We start from the raw sequence: 11,646 nt of genomic DNA on the forward strand, positions 1-11,646 counted from the left end.
GCGGACGGGGATCGCGCCGTGCCTGGTGAGGCGGAAGCCCTCGCGGGCGACGACCCGGAGCCGGAACGGCGTCCCCTGGGGGGCGCCGGCCAGGCGCGAGCCGGTCCGGTGGGCCTGGACCGGGCGGACCACGATCCGGGGGTCCCCGAGCGCCGCGCCCTGCAGGACGACCTGGAGCCGGTCGACCAGGGCCTGGTCGCTGCGCCAGTTCGTGGCCAAGGTGGCCCGGGTGGTGGCGGTCTCCGCCGCGGCGAGGTAGGTGACGACGTCGCCGCCCCGGAAGCCGTAGATGGCCTGCTTCGGGTCGCCGATCAGCACGACCGTGGCGTGACCGGTGAACGCCCGGTCGATCACCTGCCACTGGACCGGGTCGGTGTCCTGGAACTCGTCGACCAGCACGATCCGCCACCGGCGTCGCATCCGGTCGCGCGCGGGAGCGTCGGCGGCCTCCAGGGCACGGGCCAGCCGGCTCAGCAGGTCGTCGTAGCTGAGCACGCCGAGCCGCCGCTTGCGCCGCTCGACCTCGGCGCGGACGTCCGCGGCGAAGCTCACCCGTGCGCCGCCGGCGGTCGCGGGGTCGGCGGCGGCGAGCGTGGCCTGCGGGTCACCGACGGCGCGGTGGCCGAGGTCCAGGGCCGCGGCCCGGTCGAAGGGCGGCCTCTCGTCGAGCTGCCCGAACCGCTGGAGGTACAGGTCGTCCACCACCTGCTCGACGAGGTCGTCGAGGCTGTCGACCAGGCCGGCCCCCGGGTCGGTGTCGCCGGCGACGCCGAGGGAGCGCAGCACCAGCTGGCAGAACTGGTGGGTGGTGGCGATGGTGGCGGCGTCGAACGCCGCCAGCGCGTCCCGGAGCCGGTGCCGTCGCCGGCGGCGCTCCTCCTCGTCCCCGGCGAGCAGCAGCGAGAGCAGCTGGTTGTCCGGGTCGGGCCCGGTCGGGCCAGCGGCCAGCGCCCGCTCGGCCTCGAGGAGCTGGGCCCGCACCCGTTCGCGCAGCTCCTGGCTGGCGGCCCGGCCGAAGGTGATGACGAGCATCTCCTCGAGCCGGGCGACGCCCTCGGCGACGTACCGGGTGACCAGGGCGGCGACGGTGAACGTCTTGCCGGTCCCTGCGCTGGCCTCCAGCAGGGTGGTCCCGCTCGGCAGCGGGCCGGCGAGGTCGAACGGCGACAGGTCGGCCACGGGGCTCACCAGCTCCCCTGCTCGGCGTCCAGCAGCGGGCTCCACAGCCCCATCGCCAGTGCGCCGAAGCGGGTGGTCTCACCGGGGTGCTCCTCCCCGGGCCGGGGCCGCTCGGCCAGCCCGGGCAGCGCCGCCCGGGCTCCCCACACCCGGACCTGGGCCGGGTCTGCACCCTCGCCCGGGAAGGTGCCGTCGTACCAGTCGAAGCCCGCCTTGCGGACCGCCTCGGCATGGCTCGCGTGGGTACGCCGCAGCCTCGCGTAGGTGAAGGAGGTCTTGAGCGGGAGCGGCAGCGGTCCGGCCAGACCGCGGTCGCGCAGCGCCACCAGCCGGCCGAGCAGCTCGCGCGCCGTGTGGTCGTCCACCGGCCCCAGCACCGAGACCGCCTGGCCGAGCGGGGAGCGGCTGTTGGCGGGCCGACCGATGGTGTGCGCGGTCCAGCTCCGGTCGGGGTCGGCGGCGGCCAGGGCCAGCAGGTGCACCCAGGTCTGCAGGCGGTGGGTCGCGCCGAGCCGGGAGTAGCTCACCGGCACCAGGCGGTCGCCGTACACGCCCGGGACCGTGCCGCGCAGCCAGCGGCCACCCCCCAGGTCGACGTCCACGTCCACCGCGGTGGCGGGCCGGGTCCGCAGGGACAGCGCGGTCGCCGCCAGCGGCCGGGCCCGCTCGACGAGCTCGCCCAGACGACGCCAGCCCAGGCGGCCGGGCGGCAGCACACCACGGCGCCACTCGCGCTGCCGGGCGGCGGCCGGGTCGATCCCGGCGAGCAGGTCGGCGAGCACCCGGTCGCCCACCCCCCACTCCGCCAGCGCGTCGATCTCCACAGGAAGCCCGTCGGGGACGGGCGGCTCGTCGTAGGGCAGGGCCACGTCCAGCCGCGTCCTCAGGAAGTCGCGCACGGGGCTCTTGAGGAAGCCGGCGAGCTGGTCCAGCGCGACGTCCTCCACCGGCAGCTCGGGCAGCCGCTGCGGCAGGAACGCGGGCACGGGGCTGCGCGGACCGCGGGCAGCGGTCGCGCCAGCCAGGGCGGCGGGGTCGAAGCTGAACGGCTGTCCTGGCACCAGCGCGCCGGCGACCACGTTGCGGGGGTCGAACGGCTGGAGCGGGTGGTGCACGACCACGGCGTCGCCCACGGATCCCCCGGGTGCCGTCGCCGTGTCGTCCAGCGCGTCCAGCAGCTCCCCGAGCGGGACCGCGGGCGGGCGCGGCTGGCCGGAGTAGGGGTCGGCACCGGTGTAGGTGACCACCAGTGTCTCGGTCGCTGCCATGATCGCGTCGAGGAGCAGCTGGCGGTCCTCGCTGCGGGGGTCGCGCTCCCCGGTGAGCGGCTCGCGGGCCAGCAGGTCGTCGCCGTCGCTGACCCCGGCCCGGGGAAACACCCCGTCGTCGAGGCCGAGCAGGCAGACGACGCGGTGGGGGACCGACCGCATCGGCACCATCGTGCACACGGTCAGGCTGCCGGTACGGAAGTTGGCGCGGGTCGGCCGGCCGGCCAGCCGGTGGCCCAGCAGCGCGCGTACGTCGGGCAGCCGCAGGTCCGTCCCGGCCAGCGGGCCGGCCTCCTCCCCGATCCGGCCCAGCTCGCGGTGCAGCTGGCCGGCCTGCCAGCCCTCGCTCGCCGGGACGTCGGTGAGGGAGGCGACCGCGTCCCCGAGCGCCACCAGCCAGTCCGACAGTGGTTGGGCGGTCACCAGCCGGTCCGTCGCGTCGGCCAGGCGGTCGACGTACTCGGCGAACCGGCCGGCCAGGTCGACCTGGGCACTGCCGACGTCGTCCAGGGGCAGGGTCCGGTCCAGCCAGGTCCCGGCGTCGGCCGACATGGTGACGCCGGCCAGCAGCCGGTCCAGCCCGAAGCGCCAGGTGTTCTGGACGTAGGACGCCAGGCCGTAGTCGGCGCGGTGCTCGGCGTCGTACGCCCAGCGGATCCCGGAGTCGCGGACCCAGGTGGTGAGCTGCTGCAGGTCGTCCTCGGTGAACCGGAACCGGCGGCGGACCGCCTCCTCGTGGGCCAGGTCGAGCACCTCGCTGGCGCCGGCCCGGCCCCCGGCCAGGTCCAGCAGCCGCGAGGCGACCGCGAGCAGCGGGTTCGTCTGGTGCAGCGCCCGGTCGGCGAGCTGGACCCGCAGCCGGTGGGCGGGGTGGCCCCGGTCGCCGACCACCTCGCCCAGGCCGAAGCCCGCCTGGATCAGCGGCGCGTAGCGCTCGATGTCCGGGCACATCACCAGCACGTCGCGGGGCTCCAGGGTCGGGTCGTCCGCGAGCAGGCCCAGGACCACCTCGCGGAGCACCTCCACCTGCCGGGCCGGGCCGTGGCAGGCGTGCACCTGCACCGACCGGTCGGCCGGGGTCCATCGGCGCCCTGCCGCTTCCCCGGAACCGCTTCCCGGCCGGTTGGCCGCGAGGTCCTCCTGCAGCCACCCCAGCAGCGACCCGGCACAAATGGCGGCCATTCGTGCCGGGTCGCCTGCCATTTGTGCCGGGTCGCCTGCCGTTTGTGCCGGGTCGGCGGGGAGGGTGCGCTGCAGCTCGCGCAGGTCACGGCCCAGGGAGGCCAGCAGCGGGTGCCCGACGTACCGGTGGCTGTCGTCCTCCCGGCGTGGCACCGGCCCCTCGACGCCGGCCAGGGCCAGTGCGTCCCACAGTGCGGGCGAGGGGTGGGGCAGCCACACGTGCACGTCGCGGTGCACCGCGAGCGCGCCGAGCAGCTCGACCTCGGTCCCCGGCAGGCGGGTGTGGCCGAACAGCGAGAACCGCGGGGGGAGGTCCACCGAGTCGGGATCGGCACGGAGCCGGGCCACCGTGGCGGCGTGCCGCTCGGGGGGCGGGGGGTGCGGGACGCGGTCGACCAGCCGGCGCCACAGCTCGGGCTGCCAGGCCAGGTCGGCGGGAACCGGCCCGCCGCAACCGTCGGTGTCCCGGCATGCGGACCAGTCGGCCACGACGCTGGGCCGCTGGAGGGCGTACGCCGCGAACAGTCCCGCGACGCGACGGGCCAGGGCGAAGCGCCGGCCCCGGCGCAGGTCGGCCTCGTCGCCGGCGAGGCGGTGGCCGAGGTGGAGGGCGAGGGTGGCCGCCCAGGGCTCGTCCAGGTTCTCGTCGATGACCTCCAGCAGCGGCCAGACGAGCGCGTCCGGTGCCCACGGGTCCTGCTGGTCGGTGCCGGTGAGCTCGGCGACCAGGCTGCCGGGCGAGCGGAACTCGATGCCGGCGCAGACGCCGTCGTCGTACCCCTCGGCGGCACCGAGCCGGTGCGAGAGGCGCTGGGAGAGCCACCGCTCCATGCCCCGCGCCGGGACCACGACGACCTCCACGGCGAACGGGTCGGCCAGGGGCTGCGCGAGCAGCAGCGCCAGCCCGTCGGCGAGCGCGTCGGCGCGCCCCGCGCGGTGGACGTGGAGGGTCACACCGGAACCCTACGGTCTGGTCCTCCCGGCCCACCCAGGAGCCTGGTTGCGTCATGCGCAACCCGATGCGCGATGAGAGACAAGTCACACGCCGGGGAGTACCGTGCGCGAAGGAGACGAGGAGGAGCCCACCCATGCTGTCGGACATCGAGATCGCCAACGCCGCCGATCCCCTACCCATCACCGACCTGGCCCAGGAGCGGCTGGGCATCGACCCCGAGGCACTCTCGCCGTTCGGCCACACCAAGGCCAAGGTCTCCCTGCCCTACATCCGCACGCTGCAGGACCGCCCGGACGGCACGCTGATCCTGATGACCGCGATCTCCCCCACGCCGGCGGGAGAGGGCAAGACGACCACCTCGGTGGGGCTGGCCGACGCGCTGTCACGGCTGGGCAAGAAGGCGATGGTGGCGCTGCGCGAGCCGTCGATGGGTCCGGTGTTCGGGATGAAGGGTGGTGCGGCCGGCGGCGGCTACGCCCAGGTGATCCCGATGACCGACATCAACCTCCACTTCACCGGGGACTTCGCCGCGATCGCCGCAGCCAACAACCTGCTCGCCGCGCTGATCGACAACCACATCCACCAGGGCAACGCGCTGGACATCGACCCGCGCACCGTCACCTGGAAGCGGGTGGTCGACCTCAACGACCGTGCCCTGCGCGACATCGTGGTCGGCCTCGGTGGGGTCGCCAACGGCTACCCGCGCGAGGACGGCTTCGACATCGTCGTCGCCTCCGAGGTGATGGCGATCTTCTGCCTGGCTGAGTCCCTGGCCGACCTCAAGCGGCGCCTGGGCGACATCGTGGTCGGCTACACCCGCGCCAAGCAGCCGGTGACCGCCCGCGACCTCCGCGCCGACGGAGCGATGACGGTGCTGCTGCGCGACGCCCTGGCTCCCAACCTCGTGCAGACCCTCGAGCACACGCCCGCGATGATCCACGGCGGCCCGTTCGCCAACATCGCCCACGGGTGCAACTCGGTGATGGCCACGCGCACCGCCCTCAAGCTGGCCGACTACGTCGTCACCGAGGCCGGCTTCGGCGCGGACCTGGGCGCGGAGAAGTTCGTCGACATCAAGTGCCGGGCCAGCGGGCTGCGGCCCTCCGCGATGGTGCTGGTGGCGACGGTGCGCGCGCTGAAGTACCACGGCGGGGTCAAGGTCCCCGACCTGAAGGTCGAGAACGTCGAGGCGCTCTCCGCCGGCATGGCGAACCTGCGCCGGCACCTGCGCAACATCCGCAAGGTGTACGGCGTACCCGTCGTGGTGGCCATCAACCGCTTCCCCACCGACACCGACCTGGAGGTCAAGACGCTGGTGGACCTGGTCGCCGCCGAGGGCGTGGCGGCGGTCCCCGCCACGCACTTCAGCGACGGTGGAGCGGGGGCGGAGGCGCTGGCCGAGGCCGTGCTGGCCGCCATCGAGCAGGGCGACGCCGACGGCTTCTCCTTCGTCTACCCCGACGAGATGCCGCTGGCGGACAAGGCCGAGGCCGTCGCCGGCTGGGTGTACGGCGCGGCCGCGGTGAGCTGGGAGGCGAAGGCGCGGCGGCGGCTGGAGCGGATCGAGGCCGACGGGTACGGCCACCTGCCGATCTGCATGGCCAAGACGCAGTACTCCTTCTCCACCGACCCGTCGGTGCTGGGCGCCCCCAGCGGCCACATCGTCAACGTCCGCGAGGTGCGGCTGGCCGCGGGGGCGGGTTTCGTGGTGCTGGTGACCGGGGAGATCATGACCATGCCCGGGCTGCCGCGGGAGCCCGCCTCCAACCACATCGACATCGACGACGACGGCACCATCACCGGGCTCTCCTGACGCCCCACGGCCCCTCACCCCCCGAGGGAGGCGAGGGGCCGTGTCCCCCGACCCCGGGCCGGCCGCGTGCGTCCTGTGCGTGACGGACGCGGGCCGGCGGGTCTACCGGCCGCGAACCGGCCCGGGACGTCTCGTGGCGTCCTGAAAGAGGAGTCTGGACCAACCCGAGGGGGCCTCGGTACACCCCTAAGGGTGAGGCTTTGCGGCGATCGGCGGTTACCCTCGGACCATGCCCGTGCGAGTGGCCCTGGTGAACGACTACGAGATCGTGGTGCGTGGCCTGGCGGCGATGATGCGGTCCTACAGCGAACGGGTCCACGTCGTGGAGCTCACCGCGAGCGCCACCGTCGACGCGACGGTCGACGTCGCGCTCTACGACACCTTCGCCCAGCCCCAGGGCGACCGGCAGGCCGTCGCGGACCTGATGGGGAACCCCGGGGTCGGTAAGGTCGCGGTCTACACCTGGAACGTGGACCCGGAGCTGGAGCGGGCCACGCTGCGGCTGGGCGCCGCCGGCTACCTGTCCAAGCGGCTGCCCGCGGGCGAGCTGGTCTCGGCCGTGGAGGCCATCCACCACGGGACCGTGGTGGTCTCCACGGACCGTGGCCGCGGCGACCTTGTCGGTGGGGACTGGCCGGGACGCGAGGAGGGGCTGACCGCTCGCGAGTCCGAGGTGCTCGCGCTGATCACCCAGGGCATGACCAACGCCGAGATCCTCGAGCGGACCGGTCTGTCGATCAACTCGGTCAAGTCCTACATCCGCACCTGCTACCGCAAGATCGGCGTCACCTCACGCTCCCGTGCAGTGCTGTGGGGGATCGAGCACGGCTTCGCCCCCGACCGGGTGCGCGTGCGCTCCCCCCGCATCCCCGGCAGCTGACCAGATAGTACGGTCCCAACCCGGGGTTCCTGACGCTCCAGGACCCCGGGTTGGGACCGTACTAACTCAGTGGTGGCGGTGCGAGCCCAGCCGCAGCCGGAGGACGACGCCGCCGTGGTCGGAGGGCCACAGACCGGTGGCGGGGTCGCGGTCGGCGACGCTCGTGCCGGTCACGGCCCCCCGGTCGACGGGAAGTCCGCCGCCCTTGGCCGTGCGGGCGAACACCATGTCGATGCGGTGGTCGAAGCCGTCGGCGGTGGGGTCGTCCACCGTCTCGGAGAGGCCGGAGGTCCATCCCTCCTCCGCCGGCGCCCACCGCAGCCACTCGTCGGTGAACCCGCCCGCACCGGTGACCAGGTCGTACGGCGCGCTGTGCGGCACCGTGTCGGTGGGCTTGACCGAGTCGTTGAGCGGGTCGGAGTTGCAGTCGCACACCAGCACGGCCGTGCGGTCGGTGGGGGTGTTCGCGAGCAGCTCGGCTGCCTGGGCCAGGGCCAGGTCGGAGCTGAACGCCTCCAGGTGGGTGTTGAGGAAACGGAACCGCTGGTGTCCCGCGCGGACGTCGACCCACTGGTAGCCGCGGTCGAAGCTCATCTGGACCCCGGCCACGTCCACGGCGAGGTTGTGGCTGTAGATCGCGTCCCCGGAGTCGGTCACCTTCACGCCCTGGTTCTTGCGCTTGAGGATCACGTCACGCATGGTCATCCGGACGTCGCGGGCGTCCGCGCCGATGGTGCCGTTGAACGGGCTCCCGGTGAAGCTGGGGGCCTCCACGTCGGCCCGCCAGCCCACGTTGACCGGCACGTAGTGCTGGCCGCGGGCGGCCAGGGCGTCGAGCAGGAGCTGCAGGTAGTCGTAGTCGACCGTGGTCGCGTTGGGCACCCCGACGTTGGTGAGCTCCAGCGGGCCGGAGCGCCACAGCGCCACCTCCTGGAGTCCCACCAGGGCCGGCTTCTTCCGCGCGATCTCCTTGGCCAGCAGCGTGGCCCGCACCGGGAAGCCGGTCTCGTCGACGATCGCCCGCGTCACGTGCGTGGCGTTCCCGAGGGCGACCAGGATGTCCTGGGGCGTGCCCCCGGCCGCCTGGGCGGCCAGCGCGGCCAGCACCGGCCGGTTGATGTCCGCGCCCAGGTAGATGTTCCTGCTCATCACCGTCACCGGCGTCCCGGTGTGCGCCGGGTGGCGTGCCGGCTCGCTGCGCCCGGCGTACGCCGCCGGGGACGCCAGCAGCAGCCCCATCGTGGCGAGCGCCGCCAGCAGCCCGCGCAGTCTCGACTTCCCCATTGTCATCCTCCCGCTCATCGGCGGACCCCCCGGCCCGCACGGTCGCACTGGGGCCGATACTCGTCCCCCGCGCCGCGGTTGTCGAGACCCCAGGACGTCAGCCGGACGGACAGACGCCGGCTCCGTCCGGATGACGGTGCGCGGGGTGGACTCAGACCTCGAACAGCGGCGGGCGGGTCAGCTCCGCCTTCGCGATGCTCTGCAGGTGCACCTCGTCGGGGCCGTCGAAAATCCGCATCGCCCGCTGCCAGCCCCACATCTCGGCCAGCGGCGTGTCACCCGAGACGCCGGCCCCGCCGTGCACCTGGATGGCCTTGTCGATCACCGACAGCACCGCCCGCGGCACCGCGACCTTGGCCTCGGCGACCAGGTGCCGGGCCGCCTTGTTCCCCTCGGAGTCCAGGAGGTACGCCGCGCGGTGGCACAGCGCGCGGGCCTGGTCCAGCTCGATCCGGCTCTCCGCGATCCGCTCCCGGACGGCGCTCTGCCCCGCCAGCGGCTTGCCGAAGGCGACCCGCTGCTGGGTCCGCGACACCATGTGGGCCAACGCCCGCTCGCCCACGCCGAGGGCCCGCATCACGTGGTGCATCCGGCCCGGACCGAGCCGAGCCTGGGCCGCGGCGAAGCCACCACCCTCCTCACCCAGGATGTTCTCGACCGGCACCCTCACGTCGGTGAAGGCCAGCTCGCAGTGTCCCTGGAAGTGGTAGGAGGAGAAGACCGGCAGGTTGCGGACCAGCTCCACGCCCGGGGTGTCCATCGGCACGATCACCATCGACTGCTGGCGGTGCACCGGACCGCCGGGGTCGGTCTTGCCCATCACGATCAGCACCCGGCAGCGCGGGTCGGCCGAGCCGCTGATCCACCACTTGCGGCCGTTGATGACGTACTCGTCGCCGTCGCGCACGATGCTGGTCTCGATGTTGGTGGCGTCGGAGGAGGCCACCTCCGGCTCGGTCATCGCGAACGCCGACCGGATCTCCCCCGCCAGCAGCGGCCGCAGCCAGCGCTCCTTCTGCTGCGGCGTCCCCAGCAGGTCCAGCAGCTCCATGTTGCCGGTGTCGGGCGCCGAGCAGTTGAGCGCCTCGGGGGCCAGCTCCACGCTCCACCCGGTGAGCTCGGCCAGCGAGGCGTACTCCAGCTGGGTGAGCCCCGACTCGTGCGGGAGGAACAGGTTCCACAACCCTCGCTCGAAGGCGAGCGCCTTGAGCTCCTCGAGCACGGGCGGCACGTGGGTGTCGTGCACGCTGTGGGTCTCGCGGAACCGGCGGTACGCCGCCTCCCGCGGGAACACCTCCTCGCGCATGAAGCGGACGAGGGCGTCCTCGAGCTCCACGGCCCGGGCCGACGGGGCGGGGTAGGCAGGGTGCATCAGATGTCCGTCACTCTCACTCCGGCGTGCGCCTTGTAGCGCCGGTTGACGCTGATCAGGTTCGCCGTCAGCGCCTCGACCTGGTGGGCGTTGCGGAGCCGCCCGCCGTACACGCCCCGGACCCCCGGGATCGCCGCCGCCAGGTCCTGGACCAGGTCGGTGGCGGCCCGGTCCTCACCGAGGACCAGCACGTCGGTGTCGAACCGCTCGATCGCGGGATCCTCCAGCAGCGCGGCGCTGAGGTGGTGGAAGGCCGCTACCACCGTGGACCCGGTCAGGATGCCCGCGGCCTGCTGGGCCGCCGAGCCCTCGACGACGGGCAGCGCGTAGGCGCCCTGGGCGTCGAAGCCCAGCGGGTTGACGCAGTCGACGACGACCTTGCCCTCCAGCACGGGCGCCAGCTCGGTCAGCAGCGCGGCGTGGCCGTCCCACGGGACCGCCACCACGACGAGGTCGGCCCCGGCCGCGGCGTCGGCGTTCGTGGCCCCGGTGATGCGGCCGCGGGTCGCCTCGGCCAGCAGGGCGGCGGTCTGCTCGGCACGCTCGGCACTCCGGCTGCCGATCACCACGGGCACGCCGGCGGCGGCCCAGCGCCGGGCCAGCCCACGGCCCTGCGGGCCGGTGCCGCCGAGCACCGCCACGGTGAGCCTGGTCGGGTCGCTCATCGCCTCGCACTCCTTCGCTCCGCCCACATCCTGCCCGGTGCCGCCGCCGCGGGACCACCTGGGTCCGCCCGGAGGTGCCACGTCTCACCCGGATCCGCCGCGGAGCGGGTGTCCACACCGCACGTGGACCTGCGACGATGGACGCAGGATTCTCGACCCCGGTGGGGAGGACGACATGGAGACGGTGGTCGGCAAGCGGGTACTGGTCACGGGCGCGGCGATGGGCATGGGTCGGCTCTTCGCGGAGCGGGCGGTGGCCGAGCGGGCCAGCGACGTGGTGCTGTGGGACATCAACGGCGACCAGCTGGCCGTCACCGCCAAGGAGCTCTCGGGCGGGGACGCCGAGATCCGCACCGACGTGGTCGACGTCGGCGACCACACCTCGGTCGCCGACGCGGCGGCCGCGGTCACCGACGCACTCGGCGGGGTCGACGTGCTGGTCAACAACGCCGGCGTGGTCCGCGGCAACCACTTCTTCTGGGAGACCGACCAGGAGCGGGACATCGCCTTCACGATGGAGGTCAACGCCCTGGGGCCGATGATGGTCGCCCGGGCGTTCCTGCCCGGCATGATCGAGACCGACGGCGAGTGCCGGCTGGTCAACCTCGCCTCCGCCGCGGGGCTGACCGCGAACCCGCGGATGGCGTCGTACGCCGCCTCGAAGTGGGCCGTCGTCGGCTGGTCGGAGTCGGTGCGGCTGGAGCTCGAGCAGGCCGGCCACGACCACGTCAGGGTGACCACGGTGTGCCCGTACTACGTGAAGACGGGCATGTTCGACGGCGCCAAGTCCGCCCCGCTGCTGCCGCTGCTCGAGCCCGCGGAGGTCGTTGACGAGACCTGGCGGGCGATGACCCGCGGCCGCCCCTTCGTGGTGATGCCGCGCACGGTGCTGCTCAGCGAGGCGCTCAAGGGCATCGTCCCCCTCTGGATGCGGGACTTCCTCGCCGGACGCGTGTTCGGCATCTACCACACCATGGACGACTTCCAGGGGCACGCCGACCAGCCGAGCTGATCCCCGCGCTTCGTCTACTGGTGCGTACGACGTACC

At 73.7% G+C, this 11,646-nt stretch carries 8 protein-coding genes; 3 read left to right on the top strand and 5 right to left on the bottom strand.

Features of this window, described 5'->3' with window-relative positions:
• On the bottom strand, nt 1-1,188 hold a 1,188-nt coding region (locus PLP61_RS09180; RefSeq protein ID WP_324502328.1), incomplete at its 3' end, for a UvrD-helicase domain-containing protein.
• The gene (recC, locus tag PLP61_RS09185; protein WP_324502329.1) at nt 1,185-4,583 is read right to left on the bottom strand and encodes an exodeoxyribonuclease V subunit gamma; all 3,399 of its coding nucleotides are present in this window, start codon (nt 4,581-4,583) and stop codon (nt 1,185-1,187) included. The genes PLP61_RS09180 and recC, both read right to left, overlap by 4 nt.
• A gap of 134 nt (nt 4,584-4,717) precedes the next feature.
• Between recC and PLP61_RS09190 the strand changes: the two genes are divergently transcribed.
• Both PLP61_RS09190 and PLP61_RS09195 read left to right on the top strand, forming a co-directional pair.
• Nucleotides 4,718-6,397 carry a formate--tetrahydrofolate ligase gene (locus PLP61_RS09190; protein ID WP_324502330.1) on the top strand — a complete coding sequence of 560 codons (1,680 nt, stop codon included), beginning with the start codon at nt 4,718-4,720 and terminating at the stop codon, nt 6,395-6,397.
• Nucleotides 6,398-6,626: 229 nt separating this feature from the next.
• Nucleotides 6,627-7,277 (top strand): response regulator transcription factor, encoded by a 651-nt coding sequence (locus tag PLP61_RS09195; RefSeq protein ID WP_324502331.1) that lies wholly within the window; start codon nt 6,627-6,629, stop codon nt 7,275-7,277.
• Between the two features lie 66 nt (nt 7,278-7,343).
• Here the strand turns inward: PLP61_RS09195 and PLP61_RS09200 are convergent, their stop codons facing one another.
• The 3 genes from PLP61_RS09200 to npdG all read right to left on the bottom strand — a co-directional run bounded on the left by PLP61_RS09200 (nt 7,344) and on the right by npdG (nt 10,598).
• Nucleotides 7,344-8,561, bottom strand: a complete 1,218-nt coding sequence (locus PLP61_RS09200; protein WP_324502332.1) for an exonuclease/endonuclease/phosphatase family protein — start codon at nt 8,559-8,561, stop codon at nt 7,344-7,346.
• A gap of 151 nt (nt 8,562-8,712) precedes the next feature.
• The gene (locus PLP61_RS09205; RefSeq protein WP_324502333.1) at nt 8,713-9,933 is read right to left on the bottom strand and encodes an acyl-CoA dehydrogenase family protein; all 1,221 of its coding nucleotides are present in this window, start codon (nt 9,931-9,933) and stop codon (nt 8,713-8,715) included.
• Entirely contained in the window at nt 9,933-10,598 is a 666-nt protein-coding gene (npdG, locus tag PLP61_RS09210) for an NADPH-dependent F420 reductase (RefSeq protein WP_324502334.1), read from the bottom strand. Before npdG ends, PLP61_RS09205 begins: the two co-directional genes overlap by 1 nt.
• A 175-nt stretch (nt 10,599-10,773) precedes the next feature.
• Here npdG and PLP61_RS09215 point away from each other — a divergent pair, with 175 nt between their 5' ends.
• Nucleotides 10,774-11,610 (top strand): SDR family NAD(P)-dependent oxidoreductase, encoded by an 837-nt coding sequence (locus PLP61_RS09215; RefSeq protein ID WP_324502335.1) that lies wholly within the window; start codon nt 10,774-10,776, stop codon nt 11,608-11,610.
• The last annotated feature ends 36 nt before the right edge of the window (nt 11,611-11,646 follow it).

Origin of the sequence: Nocardioides sp. (genome assembly GCF_035429765.1) — a bacterium.
Lineage (GTDB): Bacteria > Actinomycetota > Actinomycetes > Propionibacteriales > Nocardioidaceae > Nocardioides.

Coding starts and splice junctions, on each gene's coding strand:
- npdG (WP_324502334.1), bottom strand. CDS start 10,598: ATGAGCGACCCGACCAGGCTCACCGTGGCGGTGCTCGGCGGCACCGGC.
- PLP61_RS09190 (WP_324502330.1), top strand. CDS start 4,718: ATGCTGTCGGACATCGAGATCGCCAACGCCGCCGATCCCCTACCCATC.
- PLP61_RS09205 (WP_324502333.1), bottom strand. CDS start 9,933: ATGCACCCTGCCTACCCCGCCCCGTCGGCCCGGGCCGTGGAGCTCGAG.
- PLP61_RS09215 (WP_324502335.1), top strand. CDS start 10,774: ATGGAGACGGTGGTCGGCAAGCGGGTACTGGTCACGGGCGCGGCGATG.
- PLP61_RS09195 (WP_324502331.1), top strand. CDS start 6,627: ATGCCCGTGCGAGTGGCCCTGGTGAACGACTACGAGATCGTGGTGCGT.
- PLP61_RS09200 (WP_324502332.1), bottom strand. CDS start 8,561: ATGGGGAAGTCGAGACTGCGCGGGCTGCTGGCGGCGCTCGCCACGATG.